The 17537-nt window shown below is 65.9% G+C and carries 17 protein-coding genes; 12 read left to right on the forward strand and 5 right to left on the reverse strand.

Annotated elements, in window-relative coordinates; translation table 11 throughout:
* Positions 1–80 precede the first annotated feature (80 nt).
* The gene (locus NL241_RS29110) at positions 81–1073 is read right to left on the reverse strand and encodes an aromatic ring-hydroxylating dioxygenase subunit alpha (RefSeq protein WP_494395763.1); all 993 of its coding nucleotides are present in this window, start codon (positions 1071–1073) and stop codon (positions 81–83) included.
* A gap of 633 nt (positions 1074–1706) precedes the next feature.
* Here NL241_RS29110 and NL241_RS29115 point away from each other — a divergent pair.
* The 9 genes from NL241_RS29115 (at position 1707) to NL241_RS29155 (ending at position 11210) form a co-directional block, all read left to right on the forward strand.
* The gene (locus NL241_RS29115; protein WP_487694105.1) at positions 1707–2564 is read left to right on the forward strand and encodes a cupin domain-containing protein; all 858 of its coding nucleotides are present in this window, start codon (positions 1707–1709) and stop codon (positions 2562–2564) included.
* 57 nt (positions 2565–2621) lie between these two features.
* A complete protein-coding gene (locus NL241_RS29120; protein WP_487694104.1) occupies positions 2622–3752 on the forward strand; it encodes an XdhC family protein in 1131 nt (376 codons plus the stop codon).
* A 789-nt stretch (positions 3753–4541) separates the two neighbouring features.
* Positions 4542–5813 carry an ABC transporter substrate-binding protein gene (locus tag NL241_RS29125; RefSeq protein ID WP_494395764.1) on the forward strand — a complete coding sequence of 424 codons (1272 nt, stop codon included), beginning with the start codon at positions 4542–4544 and terminating at the stop codon, positions 5811–5813.
* Between the two features lie 68 nt (positions 5814–5881).
* Positions 5882–6742 carry a branched-chain amino acid ABC transporter permease gene (locus tag NL241_RS29130; RefSeq protein ID WP_487694101.1) on the forward strand — a complete coding sequence of 287 codons (861 nt, stop codon included), beginning with the start codon at positions 5882–5884 and terminating at the stop codon, positions 6740–6742.
* Positions 6739–7758: a branched-chain amino acid ABC transporter permease gene (locus NL241_RS29135; protein WP_487694099.1), complete on the forward strand. Its 1020-nt coding sequence runs from the start codon at positions 6739–6741 to the stop codon at positions 7756–7758. The genes NL241_RS29130 and NL241_RS29135 overlap by 4 nt, the downstream gene beginning before the upstream one ends.
* The gene (locus tag NL241_RS29140; protein WP_487694097.1) at positions 7755–8543 is read left to right on the forward strand and encodes an ABC transporter ATP-binding protein; all 789 of its coding nucleotides are present in this window, start codon (positions 7755–7757) and stop codon (positions 8541–8543) included. Before NL241_RS29135 ends, NL241_RS29140 begins: the two co-directional genes overlap by 4 nt.
* Positions 8533–9243 (forward strand): ABC transporter ATP-binding protein, encoded by a 711-nt coding sequence (locus tag NL241_RS29145; protein ID WP_487694096.1) that lies wholly within the window; start codon positions 8533–8535, stop codon positions 9241–9243. The genes NL241_RS29140 and NL241_RS29145 overlap by 11 nt, the downstream gene beginning before the upstream one ends.
* 139 nt (positions 9244–9382) lie before the next feature.
* Positions 9383–10057 carry a helix-turn-helix domain-containing protein gene (locus NL241_RS29150; RefSeq protein ID WP_494395765.1) on the forward strand — a complete coding sequence of 225 codons (675 nt, stop codon included), beginning with the start codon at positions 9383–9385 and terminating at the stop codon, positions 10055–10057.
* Positions 10058–10124: 67 nt separating this feature from the next.
* On the forward strand, positions 10125–11210 hold the full coding sequence (locus NL241_RS29155) for an S-(hydroxymethyl)mycothiol dehydrogenase (RefSeq protein WP_494395766.1): 1086 nt from the start codon (positions 10125–10127) through the stop codon (positions 11208–11210).
* A gap of 7 nt (positions 11211–11217) precedes the next feature.
* On the opposite strand, the gene NL241_RS29160 is transcribed toward NL241_RS29155, so the two are convergent.
* Together NL241_RS29160 and NL241_RS29165 are read right to left on the reverse strand one after the other, a co-directional pair.
* On the reverse strand, positions 11218–12171 hold the full coding sequence (locus NL241_RS29160; RefSeq protein WP_494395767.1) for an antibiotic biosynthesis monooxygenase: 954 nt from the start codon (positions 12169–12171) through the stop codon (positions 11218–11220).
* Positions 12168–13580, reverse strand: a complete 1413-nt coding sequence (locus tag NL241_RS29165) for a guanine deaminase (RefSeq protein ID WP_494395768.1) — start codon at positions 13578–13580, stop codon at positions 12168–12170. The genes NL241_RS29160 and NL241_RS29165 overlap by 4 nt, the downstream gene beginning before the upstream one ends.
* Positions 13581–13667: 87 nt before the next feature.
* Here NL241_RS29165 and NL241_RS29170 point away from each other — a divergent pair, with 87 nt between their 5' ends.
* Positions 13668–14336: a GAP family protein gene (locus tag NL241_RS29170; RefSeq protein WP_487694092.1), complete on the forward strand. Its 669-nt coding sequence runs from the start codon at positions 13668–13670 to the stop codon at positions 14334–14336.
* A 61-nt stretch (positions 14337–14397) separates the two neighbouring features.
* Entirely contained in the window at positions 14398–15507 is a 1110-nt protein-coding gene (locus tag NL241_RS29175; RefSeq protein WP_494395769.1) for a GGDEF domain-containing protein, read from the forward strand.
* On the opposite strand, the gene NL241_RS29180 is transcribed toward NL241_RS29175, so the two are convergent.
* Positions 15495–16136, reverse strand: a complete 642-nt coding sequence (locus tag NL241_RS29180; protein ID WP_494395770.1) for a TetR/AcrR family transcriptional regulator — start codon at positions 16134–16136, stop codon at positions 15495–15497. The two genes, NL241_RS29175 and NL241_RS29180, sit on opposite strands and share 13 nt — an antisense overlap.
* Positions 16137–16231: 95 nt before the next feature.
* Between NL241_RS29180 and NL241_RS29185 the strand changes: the two genes are divergently transcribed.
* The gene (locus NL241_RS29185) at positions 16232–17251 is read left to right on the forward strand and encodes an ABC transporter permease (protein ID WP_494395771.1); all 1020 of its coding nucleotides are present in this window, start codon (positions 16232–16234) and stop codon (positions 17249–17251) included.
* On the opposite strand, the gene NL241_RS29190 is transcribed toward NL241_RS29185, so the two are convergent.
* Positions 17230–17499 (reverse strand): hypothetical protein, encoded by a 270-nt coding sequence (locus tag NL241_RS29190; protein WP_487694086.1) that lies wholly within the window; start codon positions 17497–17499, stop codon positions 17230–17232. The two genes, NL241_RS29185 and NL241_RS29190, sit on opposite strands and share 22 nt — an antisense overlap.
* Positions 17500–17537 lie beyond the last annotated feature (38 nt).

The raw sequence follows: 17537 nt of genomic DNA on the forward strand, positions 1-17537 counted from the left end.
CGTCAGTCCGATCACACCATCTGCACGTCTGATCCGGCGGGCGACGCGCGCCAGCCGCAATCCCGTTGTCACAGTGAGCCTCAGGCGCCGTAGGGCCCGAACACCTCGACCTTGGCCAACGACGCCAGTCGTTGCCGGTAGAGGAGGCTGGCGGCGTCCGGCACCTTGATGTGCAGCTCTTCGCGCAGTGAGTCGGGCAGCTCCTCGGGGCGCTGGCTCTCCACCACCGAGCGGTCCTGTTCCATGATCGTGTTGGTGAAATCGCCGAACTTGCTGTCGGGTTCGTCCTGGGAATGGTTGCGGACGATGAACACGAACAACTCGGTGGTGTTCGTGGTCCGCGGCAACGTGAACTGCGTGATGATGGTCTCCCGGCCGGTGCCGATCTCGATCTTCTTCAGATGGATCGTGAACGGGACCACCAGGGTGTATTCATAGCGGACCTTCTGGGTACCGCCGGCACCGTAGAGGTCGCTCGGTTCTTCCTGCTCCAGCCAGTAGTGCAGGCCGTTGTCGAGCTTTTCGACTGTGTAGGGCGCGATCTCGGCATTGTCCTCGGTACCGAGCAGGCCGTTGTGGACGTAGGGGAAGTGGGAGAAATCCATGAAGTTCTCGACGGCGCGCGCAGCCGACGTCTTCCAGGTCTCGCGGTAGGAGATGAAGGATTTCCACCCCGGCAGGTCGTAGATGTCGCCGGGGAACAACGGAATCTCGTCGCGGGGCTCGTCGATGGCCACCCACACCAGCCCGTACTTCTCGCGTACCTGGTAGGCCCGGGCGCGAGCTGCGTTCGGAATGGGCGCATCGGCGGGCCGCGAGGGGATCCGCACGCACGCACCGCTGCGGTCGTATTGCCAACCGTGGTAAGGACATACGAGGTTGCCGTTACGTACCCAGCCCAGCGAGAGTGCGGCGCCTCGGTGAATGCAGAGGTCGCGGAAGGCGGCCACACCGTTCTCGTCGCGGAATGCCACGACGAAATCATCGAGGAGGGTAAAACGTTCTGGCTGCTCGTCGATTTCGTCGACAGTGGCAATGGGGTGCCAGTAACCCGCGAGTGCAGGTGCAGACATGTGAAGCTCCGTTCATCAGAAGGTTGTGGTCAGGAAGAGGTGCTGCCGCCGCGCGGCCCGGACGCGCCGCACTCTCCCGCTATCAACCTCCAGTCGCCGCCGTCGACCAGGCCGCGACGAAACAGCACAAGCGCGATACCCGACACCTGTTGCATTGCTCGTCACCTCCTGGCTGTCTGCGGCACACCCCGCACCTACGCGGTGGACACTTCCGCGGCCGTTTCAGGGCCGGCCGTGTCGACCCGAATAGTCGGTGATCAGGGCTGTACTTCAATCGACTTGAAGAAGTTTAAGTCCATGTGACCCACGCCGCAACAAAACCGCCCACGTATTAGAGCGCCGGCGCCAGGCTCCGTTTCACGCCGCGGCCGCTGAGTCGACCGGTGCGTTTCAGCGCATATGAACGCACCCGCGTCTATGGCCGCCCTGTGGACCGATCGACGACGCGTAATGTGGACGCACATTCGGCTCGGCACCAAGGTTTTGGGGTGCAGCCTCCTCGAGGAGCCAAGCCCGCCACATCCCGAACTGTTCAACTAAGGTGAAGAGAGACCCGGGCTCGCCCGGCGAGAGTTTTTTTCAGTAGGCCAGAAAATCGTTTGATCTTATTGAAATGGGTGTTACCCTTCCCTCGTGGCTGAGCAGCAGACGACGATGACGGGAATGCGGGTCATCTCCCGCGACGAGTGGGGGCCCGATAGCGGCTTGCTCGAAAGTGGTACGTGGCGCGAGATCGTGGGGCCCGATGCCGGCGCCAAGTGCCGCGGTCTCTTCGACCTGCAGTTCGTCGATGACGGCAGTTCAGTGCCCCTCACCCACACCTCAGAAGCGGCGTATTACGTTGTGGCAGGCTCGGGTTCGGTCATTCACGACGGTGCAGACGAGTCCGATGCCCAGCCGTTGAGCGAGGGCTCGATGGTGCATGTCCGCCCCAACACGACATACCGGTTGCGGGCCACCGCGGGCACCCGCATCGTCGGCGGCCCCTGCCCGGGTGACGCCCCCCTCAACGGGGCGCCCGCGGTGCCGTCCCCTGCCGCCGACGTCTGGCCCGAGATCTCCGTTCATCACCGGGACAACCCCGGCCTGCTCGTCCCGTTCATCTCCAACGACGCCCGACTGGTCGTCTGGCTCGGTGTCGGCGCCGTCGCCGCCAACATGAACTACGTCGTCCTCGAACCGGGCGAACGAAACCGCGAGCACGTGCACGCCTACTCCGAGGACACCATCCACATCCTCGAGGGCCACGGCACCGCCGAAAACGTGACCACCGGAGAGAAATTCACCTTCGGCCCCGGCGACACCATCCACATCCGGATCGGTTTCTGGCATGCCGTCGCAGCGGATCTGGGCGAACGCGTCGTCAGCGTCGGCGGTCCGTGCCCCGCCGATGTCGACATGCTGCGCGCCGCGGGTGTCGACGTCGACACGATCGAACTCCCACCCGGCACCTCCCTTCCGGTGCGTCCGGACGCCGCCGCCCAGTCCTGACAGGCGCCACTAAGCCTCCACCGAAGCGAGCAACGCAAAGTCGGGAGGGCTGCCCCCATGCGTGAAGTATTGCCAGAGCTGATGCGATGGTGGGAAGCCGGCGACACCGTCGGCCTCGGAACCGTGGTGGCCACCTTCAAGTCCGCTCCGCGACCTGCCGGTGCGTCGATGCTGGTGGCGCCCGACCTCACCGTCACCGGTTCGGTGTCGGGCGGATGCGTCGAAGGGGCGGTCTACGACCTGGCCCGCGAGGTCGCGGGATCCGGGGCAGCGGTGCTACAGCGCTACGGCGTCTCCGACGACGACGCCTTCGCGGTAGGCCTGACCTGCGGCGGAATTCTCGACGTCTTCGTCGAGAAGGTCGACCGCCAGACCTTTCCCGAACTCGGCGACATCGCCGCCGATATCGACGCCGGCCGACCCGTGGCGGTGGCCACCGTGATTCAGCATCCCGATGCAGGCCGGGTCGGGCGGCGCCTCGTGCTGCGTCCCGGCCGGGAACCGCAGGGCTCACTGGGATCGGCACACACCGACGCTGCCGTCGGTGACGATGCGACAGGGCTGCTCGCCTCCGGCACCAGCGGCACACTCAGCTATGGGCCCGACGGCGAGCGGCGCGGTGAAGGCATGCGCGTCTTCGTCTGGGCGTTCGCGCCCAAACCGCGGATGTTGGTCTTCGGAGCCATCGACTTCGCCGCGGCAGTGGCAAGGGTCGGCGCCTTTCTCGGCTACCAGGTCACGGTGTGCGACGCCCGACCGGTTTTCGCGACCAAGGCCCGGTTCGCCGAGGCCGACGAGGTGGTCGTCGACTGGCCACACCGCTATCTGGCCGCCGAACGCGACGCGGGCCGCCTCGACGCACGCACGGTCATCACGGTGCTCACCCACGATCCCAAGTCCGATGTCCCACTTCTCGAAATCGCGCTGCGGCTCCCCGAGCTCGCCTACGTCGGCGCCATGGGCTCCCGGCGCACCCACGAGGACCGGGCGACGCGGCTGACGGCCGCCGGTCTCACCGCCGCGGAACTCGAGCGTCTCTCCAGTCCCATCGGGCTCGATCTCGGTGCTCGAACGCCGGAGGAAACCGCCATCAGCATCGCCGCCGAGATCATCGCCGGCCGCTGGGGAGGCACCGGCCGGCCGCTCGCCGACATCCGGGGGCCCATCCACCGAGCGCCCGCCGGCTGACCCCTCGACGTGTAGATCTGGCTACCACCCGTTCAACACCAGAGAAATACAGTGGTATCGAATCGTTATCGGGATTCGCTGCCCTGCGGCGCCCCCAACCCAGCTTCAGTTGGACTGCAACCAAAGCTGACGTGCGCATGTGCGCATCAACAGTTTGCCGCTGCCCGTGTGGTTGCAGGCACGCTGTCACCGGGACGCGCCCCCGGTTGGCCGCCAGCGCGCGTCGGAGCCGCTGCCCATCACGGTCTGAGCACGGTGGCCCCGGTTCGTTTCCGGTATCCCTAAATGCAGGCTGGGCAGCGTCTTTCACCAATACAACGGAACCCGAACGCACCGTTGCGCAGTGGGAGACGACCGGCAAATCGCATGATCGGTCGCATGACACCCACTCTCGGATTCACCGCACAGCCATTCAGCAGAGATGAAATCTATTTCGGTGGGACTTAGGTGGCGCTCACAACAATTAACCCGTCCTCCGGGAGCCCCGTCAGTCCTCCGAAGGGGGATTCGATCGCACGTATCCGCCGCCGTAAACCCTCTTGAACAGCCCGAATATGGCATAGTCGAGTCCCCGCGGCCTCACTGCGCACCCCCTCTTGCGATCTGGGTCACATTCCCTTAGTCTTTCAACCATCTTGAATTCCGACGTGGAACCGGGCGAGAAGATTAACGCCGCTGTAACGAGATTGAGCGAATAATTTTCAACCAGATTGTACGCTCGGCGGCAGTAGAGGCATCAGGTTTCACTCGGACAGCAAGTCCTGCCCGCCCGTTCTTGGAGGTCATTGAATGAAGTTGAAGTCCTGCACCACGGTCCTGGCTGCGGCTGCCGCTCTGGCACTCGTGCTGACCTCATGCGCCGAGAACGGCGATCGCAGCGGCGGCAGCGGTAGCGGCGGTGATGGCGGCGATTCCGCCAGCGGCGACATCATCTTCGGTCAACTCATCGGCGTCACCGGTAGCTACGCGCCGTTCACCCCGCCTGCCATCGCCGCAGCCAACATCGCCGTCGAGGAGATCAATGCGGCGGGCGGCGTACTGGACCGCAACGTCCGACTGGTCACCGAGGACAACCGCTCCACGGTCGACGGCGCCGTCGCCGGGTTCTCCAAGCTCACCTCGGTCAGCAACGTGGACGTGCTCGGCAGCCTCGAATCCGACGGCCAGGTAGCCCTTTTCGATCAGATCCAGCAGCGTCAGCTCCCCAACATCTGCTCCTCCTGCGGCACCACCTTCCTCGACGCGAAGGGTGGGAAATTCTCCTTCCGCGTCGCCGCCTCCGACAGCGACGCCGGCATCATCGTCGCTCAGGTCGCCCGCGACGCCGGCGTGAAGAACCTCGCCATGATCGTGCAGAACACCGAAGGCGCCTCCGGGCCTGCCGAAGTCGCCACCGAGGCGTTCAAGAAGACCGGCGGCACGATCAACCGTGTGTCCATCGAACCCGGAGCGTCGTCCTACAACAGTGAAGTGGCCAAGGCCTTCGAAGGCAATCCGGACGCGCTGTACGTCGGGACGGGTGTCGAGGCCGGTATCCCCATCCTGCGGGAGATCGAGCGCCGCGGTTACGACAAGCCGATCTACGTCTCCCCCGATCTGATCACCCATGAGGTGGCGGCACTGTCGAACTCCGACCAATTCTCCGCCGCCCTCACCGCTTTCGACACTGCCAGCCCCGCGTACAAGTCCTACGCCGAGCGTTTCACCGCGGCCACGGGCGACCAGCCGGAACCCGGTATGTACGACGCCAACAACTACGACCAGTACATCCTGTTCGCACTGGCGATGGAGGCGGCCAAGAGCACCACCGGCGCCGACGTGGCCGGCAAGATCATCGAGGTGGCCAGCGGTCCCGGCAAGGAGGTCTACTCCTTCCAAGAGGGCAAGGACGCACTGGCTGCGGGTGAGGACATCAACTTCCAGGGTGCGTCGAGCACGCTGGACATGAACGAGTTCGGCAACCTCGAGTCACCGCTGCTGGCCATCCTCACCGTCCAGAACGGCGATTGGACCCCGGGCGACCAGATCGAGGTCGACCCGTCCCTGCGCGCCGAGGGATGACCACCGTTGGTGGGGCGGGCGCATCACCGCCCCACCAACCGGCACGACATCGAGAAAGGCAACATCTCTTGAACAATCTGCTGTTCGGACTGCTGACCGGCTGCATGCTGGCGGTGGCGACGTCGGGATTCGCGCTGCTGCGCAACACCGAACGCTTCCTCCACATCGCACACGGTCAGTTCATGGCGTTGGGCGCGCTGATCGCGCTGGCCCTGGGCGAGATCTTCGGTGTCGTCGCCGGTATCGCAGGCGCGATCGTCCTCACTTCGGTGATCGCGGCAGTCTGCGGCAGACTGCTGTTCGATCCCGTCAAGCATCGCGGCGGTAACGTACTGCTGTTCACCTCGGTCGGCCTGGCCTTCGTGACCTACGGCGTGATGATCGCGGTCTTCGGTACCGAACTGCGGGTGTTCAACATCAATCTCGGTGCGGCGCAGCCCATCGGTCCCTTCGACGTCGCCCCGGGTGAGATCGTTCTGCTGCTGGTGGCCGCGGCCGTGATCGGCGGGCTGTGGCTGCTGCTCGGACGCACCGGCGTCGGACGCGACATCCGCGCGGTGGCCTCCAACCGCGAGCTGGCCCAGATCCGCGGTGTGGCCATCGGGCGCGTCAGCACCACGGTCTGGCTCATCTCGGGCGCCCTGGCGGCCGTCGCCGGCATCATGACCGGCATCCTCGGCTCGGTGTCCATCGAATCCGGTTGGGGTTACATCCTTCTCGTGCTGGCCGCCGCGGTGCTCGGCGGCACCGGCAACATCCTGGGGGTCATCGCCGCCGCGCTGGTCCTCGGTGTGGTGATGGACCTCAGCGCCCTGGTCATCGACACCACGTACCGGCCGGTGGTGGCATTCGCCATCCTGATCATCGTGTTGCTGATCCGCCCGCAAGGACTCTTTTCCTTCCAGTCCCGTAAGGAGGCGGCAGCGTGATCTCGATCGAATTCGTCGTCACCATCGCCACACTGGCGTTCGTGTTCGTGATGGCCGGCCAACTGCTCAACCTGGAAGCCGGCTGGGGCGGCATGTGGGACCTGGGTATCGCCGGTCTGATCGCCGTCGGCGCGTACTCCTACGTTCTTCTGACCACCTCCCCGGACTCCGCGGTACCGGGACTCGGCCTGCCGTTCTGGGCGGGCATGCTCGGATCTGCTCTGATCACCGCCTTGGTGGCCGTCCTGATCGGGTGGCCCGCCCTGCGGCTGCGCGGGGAGTACTTCCTGATCACCACCTTCGCCTTCGCCGAGATCATCCGGCAGGTGATCATCATCCAAAAGGACCTCACGGGCGGCACTTTCGGTCTGACCTCGGTCGTAAAGCCTTTCGAGATGCAGTTCACCTACGCGGCCTACCCCTACATCCGCCTGCTGCTCGTCATCCTGATGGCCGCGGTGCTGTGGATGATCTGCTCCCGTATCGCCACATCGTCGTACGGGGCCAGTCTGCGGGCAGCCCGGGACAACGAGCCGCTGGCGTTGGCCATGGGCAAGTCCATCAAGAGTCTGCGGCTGACCACCTACGGCACCGTCGGCCTGCTCTGCGGCCTGTTCGTCGGACCGGCCTACGCGTGGATTCTGGAAGCACTGGTGCCCTCGGCGTTCCGCTCCAGCCTGACGTTCACCATCTGGGCTGGTCTGGTGATCGGCGGCCTGGGTAGCCGGTTCGGTCCGATCGTGGGCGCACTGCTGCTCACCGCGGTCAGTGAGATGGTGCGTCTGGTCGAGGTTCCGCACGAGTACGCCAACCTGCACGCCGCAGCTCACCCGCTGCTGGTGGGCGTGCTGCTCATCGCGCTGCTGAGGTGGCGCCCAGACGGATTGCTCTCCGAGAGCGGCACTTTCGCCAGACTGCGCAAGCGCTACCCCCGGCCGGCCTCCGCGTCCGCAGCAGCGGCCGCATCGGCAGAGCAGACCACCAAGCAGCCGATCCTGAACGGGGACCGCGCATGAGCAAGGCAGCAGCCGATCTGGAAGTGATCGGCGTCAACAAGACATTCGGCGGGGTGCGCGCCCTGCGGGATGTCAACATCAAGGTCTCCGGCGAGGAGATCACCGCGCTGATCGGACCCAACGGCGCGGGCAAAACCACCCTGTTCAACGTCATCTCGGGTTTCGGCACGCCGTACACCGGCAAAGTCCAGTTCGGCGGCACCGATCTGACCGGGCTACCGGCGCACAAGGTGGCCCGCGCCGGCCTGGTCCGCACATTCCAGACGCCGGTCGGGTTCAAATCCATGACAGTGGTGGAGAACATCGCACTCGCCACCGGCGGTTCCGAGTTGGACTACCCGTGGACGCCGTTCCTGCAGTGGAAGAAGGACCGGCGCCGCCGCTCCGAGGCGCATGACGCCGCCTGGGCGCAGCTGGAACAGGCGGATGCCGCCCACCTCGGGGACCGGTCCATGGCCGACCTGTCCCCCGGCGACGCCAAACTCGTCGAGATCCTGCGCCAACTGGCGCTTTCGCCGCAGATGTTGCTGCTCGACGAGCCCGCTGCGGCCATGACGGTCAACCAGATCGAGACTCTGGCCGGCATCATCCGCAACATCTCGGCGCGCGGTATCGGCGTACTGGTCATCGACCACAACCTCAGCTTCGTCCTCGGCCTGGCGGCGCGGGTGCACGTGCTCGAGCACGGTGCCGTGATCGCCTCGGGCACACCGGATCAGATCGGCAATGACCCCGACGTCAAACGCATCTACCTCGGAGGAGCGGAGGAATCCGATGTTGCTTGAAACTCGCGGTCTGAGCACCGGTTACGGCCCACTGACCGTCGTTCGCGACGCCACCTTCTCGGTGGCCGAAGGCGAGATCGTCGCCATCGTGGGCCCCAACGGCGCGGGCAAGTCCTCGTTGATGAAGGCCATTGCGCGGTCGTTGCCCCTGCACGGTGGGTCACTGACGTTCAAGGGCGAGGATCTGTCGGCAGTCCCGCAGAACGCCATCGCCAAGCGCGGCATCGGCTATGTACCCCAGCAGGGCAATGTCTTTCCCGAGCTGTCCGTCGGCGAGAACCTGCAGGTGTCCTGCCGCGGCAGCCTCGCCGAGAGCCGTGCCATCACCAAACAGGTGCTGTCTCAGTTCCCCCGGTTGAATGAGCGGTTCACCCAGGCGGCAGCCACCCTGTCCGGCGGCGAACGGCAGATGCTCGCCATCGCCTGCGCTCTGGTGGGCTCACCGGCGTTGCTCATGCTCGACGAACCGACCACCGGATTGGCCCCGCTGATCGTGCGGGAACGCATCGCCGACATCCAGCGGTTGCGTGACCAAGGTGCCGGGGTGTTGTGGATCATCGAGGAGCACCCCCGTATCTGCCTGCCCGCCGTGGACAAGGTGCACTTCATGTCGGACGGCACGCTCGGACCCGCAACAGACGCTCGGTCCCTGCTGGCCGAGGGCGCGCTCGAAGAACTGTTCTTCGGTGTCGCGCACTGAGGGCGCCCGCTGAGGGTTCCCCGCTGAGCTGCCCGCGGGTTGGCGCGTTCCCCCGCATGCCGCCAACCCGCGGTGCACAGTGTGGACCCCGCGTTCCAGTCGTACTGCAGTCGATCCTGGCCGAATGTTGAGGAGGTACATGAGCGTCGGTGGCGAAAGCGCCTCATCCCCAGGCGAGCCCTCCCTCACCGGCCTCGTCCCTCAGCCGGCTCGTCGACCCGCCTCCCCCGACGCGGAGTCTGCATCGGAGCTCGCAACCCGACGGCTCGGCGCCGAGATCCGGCGTGTTCGCGCTGAGCGGGGCCTGACCCTCGTCGACATCTCCACCACCACCGGACTGAGTGTTTCGATGCTGTCCATGCTGGAGCGCGGCAAGACCGGTGTGTCGGTGGGATCGCTGGTGGCCATCGCCTCGGCCATGGGTGTCGCTGTCGGTGAGCTGTTCCAATCGTCCTCAGCGCCAAGCCTTTCACTGGTGCGCTACGACGAGCAGCAACAGCTGACGATCGGGCGCGGAGTGGTGCGCCGGGTGATCCAGCGCAGCCGCGAGCACGGACTGGAGGTGGCATCGCTTCACCTGGAGCCGGGTTCACACACCGGCTCGGAGCTGGTGCGTCACGAAGGACAGGAAGTGGTGGTCGTACAGAGCGGGACGCTGACGGTCCACATCAACGAGACGGTGACCGAGCTCGAGTCGGGCGACTCGATCCGCCTTGATGCCGAGGTCCCGCACCGGTTCGCCAACAACGGCGCCGTGGCATCGGATTGTCTTCTCGTGGTGCGTATTCCCGTTCCGCATCAGTACGGACACTGACCGCACCGAGGGCCGCCGCCGCCTCGGTGCCATCGAACACGAACACAGAAAGAAGAGACGTTCAGGCATGAGTCAGACGGTGCGTGGTGTGATTTCTCGGTCCAAGGGTGCTCCGGTGGAGGTCACCGACATCGTGATCCCCGACCCCGGCCCGGGTGAAGTGGTGGTCAAGATCATCGCCTGCGGGGTCTGCCACACCGACCTGACCTACCGCGACGGCGGCATCAACGACGACTACCCCTTCCTGCTCGGCCACGAAGCCTCCGGCACCGTCGAAGCCATCGGCGACGGAGTGGTCAACGTCGAACCCGGTGATTTCGTCATCCTCAACTGGCGCGCGGTCTGCGGACAATGCCGGGCCTGCAAACGCGGCCGCCCGCACCTGTGTTTCAACACCTTCAACGCCACCCAGAAAATGACCCTCACCGACGGCACCGAACTGTCCCCGGCCCTGGGTATCGGCGCCTTCGTCGAAAAAACCCTGGTCCACGAAGGCCAATGCACCAAAGTCGACCCCCAAGCCGACCCCGCCGTCGCCGGCCTGCTCGGCTGCGGGGTGATGGCCGGCATCGGCGCGGCCATCAACACCGGCGCCGTCACCCGCGATGACACCGTGGCCGTCATCGGCTGCGGCGGGGTCGGAGACGCCGCCATCGCCGGCGCCGCCCTGGTCGGCGCCAAAACCATCATCGCCGTCGACCGCGACGACAAGAAACTGGCCTGGGCACGCGAATTCGGCGCCACCCACACCGTCAACGCCGCCGAACTGGATGCGGTCGAGACGATTCAGGATCTGACCGGCGGGTTCGGCGCCGACGTCGTCATCGACGCCGTCGGCCGCCCCGAAACCTGGAAACAAGCCTTCTACGCCCGCGACCTGGCCGGCACCGTCGTCCTGGTCGGCGTGCCCACCCCGGACATGCAACTGCAGATGCCGCTGGTCGACTTCTTCTCCCGCGGCGGCGCACTGAAATCCTCCTGGTACGGCGACTGCCTACCCGAGCGCGACTTCCCCACCCTCATCAGCCTCTACCTGCAGGGCCGGCTCCCCTTAGAGAAATTCGTCTCCGAACGCATCAGCCTCGACGACATCGAAGACGCCTTCCACAAAATGCACACCGGCGAAGTCCTGCGCTCGGTGGTGATCCTGTGACGCCGAATCAGCTGTTGTAATCCCAGAATTGCAACCAGTGCACGGAGGCGAACAGCACCAGCGTCGCGGCGTAACCGGCCACAATGACGGACGCTCCCGCGCAGCCGGTCCGCCATCCACGGCCGTCGACCGGGTCCAGCCATCGCTTGAAGGGTGTGGTGGCCCACGGCATCAGCCACCACTGCATCAGCGAGATACTGAGCACCTGGCTCAGCCAGAGCGCGAGCCACGGCGGCGCGCCCCATTCGTCGAAGAACGGACCGGCGAATCGCGACAAGAGCATCACGGTCGGATAGAGCACGAGCAGCACCATCATGGCCGACTTCCAGTTCGGCGTCATGAGTGTGCGACCGTTCTCGATACGCACGGTTGTCGCGAATGGTGTCGTAGAGGTCAGCGGGGCGAATTCCTCGGTGAGCACCGAACGCAGCGGGGTCAGCGCCTGCGCCCGTTCCACGGACGCTTTCCACGCTGAAAGCTGTTCTGCAGTGCGGTATCGCACCAGCGACAACCACTCGTTGCCGACGGTGGGCCCGAACAGCGCGGCACCCTCGAACCCCGGATACCCGGCGCTGGCCTCGTTGAGCCCTCGCTGAGCTGCGGCGAAGTCCGCCTCGCGTCCCGGTGACACCGCGTGGCGAAAGGCGTCGACTCCGGTGGGACCGGGCTGGCCGTCCACCATCACGAGATCCGTTGTCCGCAAGTAGTAACCGCGCGCGTTACCCGCCTGCAATACCGCTGCCCGGTCGGGGCCGTCGAGCCACGCGTTCAACTGTGCGTCGTCGTCGAACGTCAGCGCCACGGCCCAGTCGAGATATGCGGCGTCATGCAGCGCGATCTGACCCGACCGAAAGCCTGCCGCGGAGCGGGCCGAATGCACGACATCCCCGGCCCATGTATCGAAGTCCACCGCATCACCAGCCTGGTGGAACACGCTGACAACGGTGGCGGGCGTGCTCACGTCGGTTCTGCCGAACCCGCGGCGATCCGGCGCCCCTGGACATACACCTGCACGATCGCCGCTTCCCGCAGTCTCATCAGCAGGGCGAAAAGCGTTTGATCTCTTGCCAATCGGGGATCACCGGAGCGCACTCCGTGGGTGAGCGCCGAATTCAGCGCGGGTACTGCGGAAGGATCGACGACCACAAAATCGGCTTCCTTGCCCGGGTCGAAGTTACCGAAGCGGTTCTCCATGTCGAGGGCCCGTGCACCGGCAAGGGTTCCCAGGAACAGCATCTCCGCGGGTTGCATGGACACCCCGTCGGGTTCGGTGATGTGCACCTTGAAGGCGTCTCCGAGCACCCGCGGGATCAGCCACTCGTCGCCACCACCGAAATCGGTGCCGGCGGAGATGTTCACCCCGGACGCGACGGTCCGTTTCCACGGCATGGTGCCCGACCCGAGGAACAGTTGCGAAACCGGGCAGTGCGCAATCGAGGTCCCGGTCTCTGCCATACGCTCCAGTTCGGCGTCCTGGCAGTGCACGCAGTGCGCCAGGACGGTGCGACGGCCCAGCAGACTCTTGCCGCCGACACTCGACCCGGGCAGGAATTTGCCGTCGTACGTGTCCAGGTATGAGTCCACCTGGTAGGCCTGTTTGGTGCTGTCCACTTCGCCCGTGCCGGGGCGGTTGTTCTCGTTGAGGTGGGTGTGCACGTACACACCGCGATGACGGACCGAATCGTAGAGCTCACCAAGGTTTCTCAGCGTCTCGGTGGTCACCGCCAACGAGAACCGGGGCACGATCGCGACATGCAGCAAGGCGGTGTCGACGTCCCCGGTGTCGGCGGCGTGCCAGGTGTCGATCTCGTCGCGGGTCAGCCGGATGGCGTCCTCCTCCGAAGTGATCAGCGCCGCCGCCGATTCCGGTCCTACCGTCTGGATGCCGCGACCACTGACCAGGCGCAGGCCGCGGCGCTGTGTTTCGGTGAACAGCGCGTCCTGGGCGTGCGGGAACGCCGAGCCGAAAACCAGGGCCGCCGTGGTGCCCGCCGCGACCCGGCGATCACAGAACTCAACGGCGGCTCGTCGGGCGAACTCGGGGTCGGCGAACCGCGACTCCGCCGGGAAGATGCACAGATCGAGCCACTCGAGCAGCTGCCCGCCACCGTAGGAGTCGCCGGCATAGGTCTGCGGGAAATGGATATGGGTGTCGACGAAACCGGGCAGCAGGTAGCCCGGCCGATGGTCGTGCACCGTCGCGGAATCGTGCCGGTCGAGCGCAGTCGCACGGTCGCCGCAGAACACGATGGCGCCCGCGTCGTCGATCACCAGCGCACCGTCGGGTATGGAGACCAGCGCATCGGCTGCGTCGCTGACCGTCGGGGCACCGGCGATGTGAAAGATGTGGCCGAGGTGGATCTGGGTCATGCGGCAACCTCCGATTCGGTGTGGAACCACACGAGCAATACGAACACAGTGGCTGCACGGCCGCTGCCCAGACACTAGGTTCATGGCGTGGCTACCAGCTTGGGTTCGGCACTGACAGAGCTTGTTCCGCTCTCGTTGGTCGTGGCCTTGTCTCCGCTGTCGATCATTCCCGCGGTTCTGGTGCTGCACACCCCGCGCCCGAAACCAACCGGCCTGGCCTTCCTCGCCGGGTGGGTGGCCGGACTCGCTGGGCTGACCGCGTTGTTCCTGGCCATCTCGAGTCTGCTCGGTGGCATGCACGACCAACCACCCACCTGGGCATCGTGGCTGCGCGTTGTCGTCGGCGCCGCACTGATCGTGTTCGGCATCTTTCGCTGGGCGACGCGGCATTCCAAGCCGCACCAGATGCCGGGTGCACGCCACCTGACCGAAGCCGGCCCCGGAAAAGCCCTGGCGCTCGGGGCCCTTCTGACGGTTGCCAATCCCAAGGTGTTGTTCATCTGCGCGGCAGCCGGTTTGGCGATCGGCACCTCGGGACTGGGCGGCGCCAGCACCGGTGCCGTCTTCGTCTTCGTCGTGTTGTCGGCGTCGACCGTGGCGCTGCCGATTCTGGCCTACGTGGCCTCCGGTTCGCGCCTGGATCCGACCCTGACCCGGGTGAAGACCTGGATGGAGAAGCACAACGCAGCGTTGGTGGCGTGCATTCTGGTGGTGATCGGCGTGATGGTGCTCTACAAAGGGGTCCACGGTCTGTAGCCGTTGGACGTTTTGACGCACTGGTAAGGTCCGGTGGTCGAGCGTTTCACAGGAGTTGTTGATGGTCGTGTCGGCCGAGCGATGGTGGCGGCAACCCGATCAGTTCGACTGGTTCAGCGCCTACCTGCGTGATCGTGGTCTGCAATCACGCTGGCGGGCCACCACCTTCGTGTTCACGGTGTTGCTTGCGCTCATTCCGGTGGTCCTGATCGCCAGCCCCACCGGCCCCGACCGACCCGTCACCATCGGGGTGTCACTGATCTCGTCGCTGGTCGCGGCGGCAAGCGGGGTGTTGTGGCTGCGGCGCTGGCCGACCCGCCGGCAATCGATGCTGTTTTCCATGGTGGCGATCGGGGTCATCGCAGTGACGTGCCTGTCCCAGTCCGACCCGTACGCCGCGCTGATGGGCTGCACCACCTTCGCCATCATCGGCGGCTTCGTGGCCTATTTCCACACCGTCGCCCTGATGACGGTCAACCTCGGCGCCGCCGTGGCCTGCGCAGTGATCGGCGCCTGTCGGCTCCTGCACGGCACGGGTGACGTCGCGCTGGCCGCATCGGCTTTCCTCATCGTCATCGCGCTCAACGTCGGAGTGCCGTTCGGCATCCATTCCCTGGCGCATTCCCTGCGCAGCGACCTGAGGAACTCGGGCTTTGATCCGCTCACCGGTCTGCTGAATCGGGGCGCGTTCTATCGCGCAGCACACGAGCTCCAGATGCAAGACAGTGCCCCGAGCAACCGCTACCTCGTGGTCACCCTGGTCGATCTCGATGAGTTCAAGCAGCTCAACGACACTCAAGGACACGCCGCGGGCGACCAAGCCCTCATCAGTGTGGCTGCGGCGCTGCGGGAGAACTCCCGCGACACCGCGGTGATCGGTCGGATCGGCGGCGAGGAATTCGTGATCGCCGATCGGCACAGTGCGGCGGATCCGGCGCCGCGGGCCGAATGGGTGCGCGCCGCGATCGAAGCGCTGCCCTACCCGGTCACGGCCAGCGTCGGCACCTGTGGCGCTCCGCTGGCGGGCGGTTCCCTTCAGCTCGAGGCGAACCTGGTCGAAAGGTTGGTCCGGGCTGCCGATTCAGCGATGTACGAGGCGAAGCGTGCCGGCGGAAATCAGGTGCGTCACCGCCCGGATTTCCCGGCACCCCACGACACTCACGGCCTGTAGCCGTCGGGCAGGCCCAATTCGTCGACGTCGGCGGTGAGGTAACGCTGCACGCTGGGGGCGATCATCCGCACGGCCTCCTCGGTGGACACCTCTGCGAGCGGACCCACGCGCATGATGTAGCGCAGGAACACCGTCCCGATCATGTTCGTGGCAGCCAGCACCGCGCGCAGCCTGGTGTCCGGCCCGCCGCCGAGTGCGCCGGAGACCGCGGTCAGGACGTACTCGCGCATGAAGTCGCGAAACGCCTGGTTCGCGTCGGGGTTGGACGTCGCCGACGAGAGCATCGCCACCATACTGGCCCCGGTTTCGGGGTCATCCCAGATGCCCAGATAGGTACGCACCAGTCGGGTACCGAGATCGTCGGCGCCGCCGCCGGCGATGGCGTCGACCAATCGCTGGGGGTCGATGATCAGCTTCATCGCTTCCCGGAACAGGCCGTCCTTGGAACCGAACAGATACAGCACCATCGATGGGTCGACGTGGGCGTCGGTGGCGATCTGGCGCAGCGTCGTCTTCTCGTAACCCTGCTCGGCGAACCGTTGTTTGGCGGCGGTCAACACCGCCTCGCGGGATACCGGACTCCCCTGCCGGCGGCCCCGTCTCCTCGAGGTCGGCGCAGGTGAGGGCATGAGACGACATTAACATTTCACCGACTGTTGAAAAGATCGGCTCGTCGCGTTACGCTGCGCTCAGTAATTCAACCGTCGGTGAAAAGAGTCGTGAGATGGCCACCAACACCGTTCCCGCGCCCAGTCGGCACGCCGCCCCCGCGCACCCGAGCTCACCCCTGGGCCACGCCGCCCGGATCATCCTGGGTCTGACCGCGGCCCTGGCGGTGGTGTTCATTGCGTTCGCCCTGCCCGCCGCCAAGTCCGCCCCACACGACGTGCCGATCGGGGTCGCCGGCCCGGCCGCGTCCGCCGCACAGATCGAAGAACGGTTGACACAGAGCGCACCCGGAGGCTTCCTCGTCACCAACTACGGTGACGAAGCCGCACTGCGTGAGGCGATCACCCGCCGCGACGTCTACGGCGGCGTCGTTGTGACACCGCAGGGCCCCACGGTGCTGATCGCCAGCGGTGGCAGTCCGATGATCGCCCAGTCCCTCAGCCAGATCGGCGCGGCACTGTCGCAGCATTCCGGCGTGCCGGTAGCCACTGAAGACGCCGCCCCACTGCCGAGCACCGACCCGCGCGGAGTCGGGTTGTCGGCCGCCGCACTGCCCCTCACGTTGGCCGGCATTCTGCCCGCCGCCGCACTGCTACTGACCTTCCCGAATCGGCCCTGGCTCCGCCTGGGTGCGTTCGCCACCGCGGCGGTACTGATGACGCTGACCATCACCACACTGCTGCGCTTCGCGTTCGGCTCCATCGACGCCCACTTCTGGGCCGTCAGCGCCGGCCTGCTGCTCGGTGTACTCGCGATGGGACTGCCGGTGCTGGGCCTCGGATCACTGTTCGGACGCGCCGGTATCGGCATCGCCGCCGCGGTGGGCGTACTGCTCGGCAACCCGCTGTCTGGCCTCGCCGGTGCACCGGAACTCCTGCCGCGCGGATGGGGAGCCTTCGGACAATTGCTTCCCCAAGGCGCCAACGCGACCCTGCTCCGGTCGACGGCCTACTTCCCGGAACCCTTCTCCGGCGCGACCGCTGCCGGCTCCATCACTGTCCTGGCATGCTGGGCGCTGGCCGGTGCACTGCTGATAGGTATTGCGGCGCTGCGTTATTCGGGATCAGACCGTTGACGCCCCAACCGCGCTGCCAGCTCCAACCGGCGCGCCAGGTCATAGTCGGACGTGCTGCGGTCCAGTGCGCTGGTCGCCCATAACGCCAACAGCACATCCGCTGCGGTGATGAACAGCCCCCACCAGTACATCCATTTCAGCGTCGGGTCGGGCTGCGCGGCGAAGTAACCGATCAAGAAAATCGGGCCCACGATGCCGAAGACGAACATCATCAGCTGGAAGCGCACGTAACTCCAGAACCGGGACACTCGCAGCCTCCTGGCATCGGTCAGCTCGGCGGTCAGTG

Source organism: Mycolicibacterium sp. SMGY-1XX (assembly GCF_059132455.1).

What these genes read in the sequence shown, in the direction of transcription:
- NL241_RS29110 (WP_494395763.1), bottom strand. Translation starts at nt 1,073, where the DNA reads ATGTCTGCACCTGCACTCGCGGGTTACTGGCACCCCATTGCCACTGTC.
- NL241_RS29120 (WP_487694104.1), top strand. Translation starts at nt 2,622, where the DNA reads ATGCGTGAAGTATTGCCAGAGCTGATGCGATGGTGGGAAGCCGGCGAC.
- NL241_RS29125 (WP_494395764.1), top strand. Translation starts at nt 4,542, where the DNA reads ATGAAGTTGAAGTCCTGCACCACGGTCCTGGCTGCGGCTGCCGCTCTG.
- NL241_RS29140 (WP_487694097.1), top strand. Translation starts at nt 7,755, where the DNA reads ATGAGCAAGGCAGCAGCCGATCTGGAAGTGATCGGCGTCAACAAGACA.
- NL241_RS29145 (WP_487694096.1), top strand. Translation starts at nt 8,533, where the DNA reads ATGTTGCTTGAAACTCGCGGTCTGAGCACCGGTTACGGCCCACTGACC.
- NL241_RS29150 (WP_494395765.1), top strand. Translation starts at nt 9,383, where the DNA reads ATGAGCGTCGGTGGCGAAAGCGCCTCATCCCCAGGCGAGCCCTCCCTC.
- NL241_RS29155 (WP_494395766.1), top strand. Translation starts at nt 10,125, where the DNA reads ATGAGTCAGACGGTGCGTGGTGTGATTTCTCGGTCCAAGGGTGCTCCG.
- NL241_RS29165 (WP_494395768.1), bottom strand. Translation starts at nt 13,580, where the DNA reads ATGACCCAGATCCACCTCGGCCACATCTTTCACATCGCCGGTGCCCCG.
- NL241_RS29175 (WP_494395769.1), top strand. Translation starts at nt 14,398, where the DNA reads ATGGTCGTGTCGGCCGAGCGATGGTGGCGGCAACCCGATCAGTTCGAC.
- NL241_RS29180 (WP_494395770.1), bottom strand. Translation starts at nt 16,136, where the DNA reads ATGCCCTCACCTGCGCCGACCTCGAGGAGACGGGGCCGCCGGCAGGGG.
- NL241_RS29185 (WP_494395771.1), top strand. Translation starts at nt 16,232, where the DNA reads ATGGCCACCAACACCGTTCCCGCGCCCAGTCGGCACGCCGCCCCCGCG.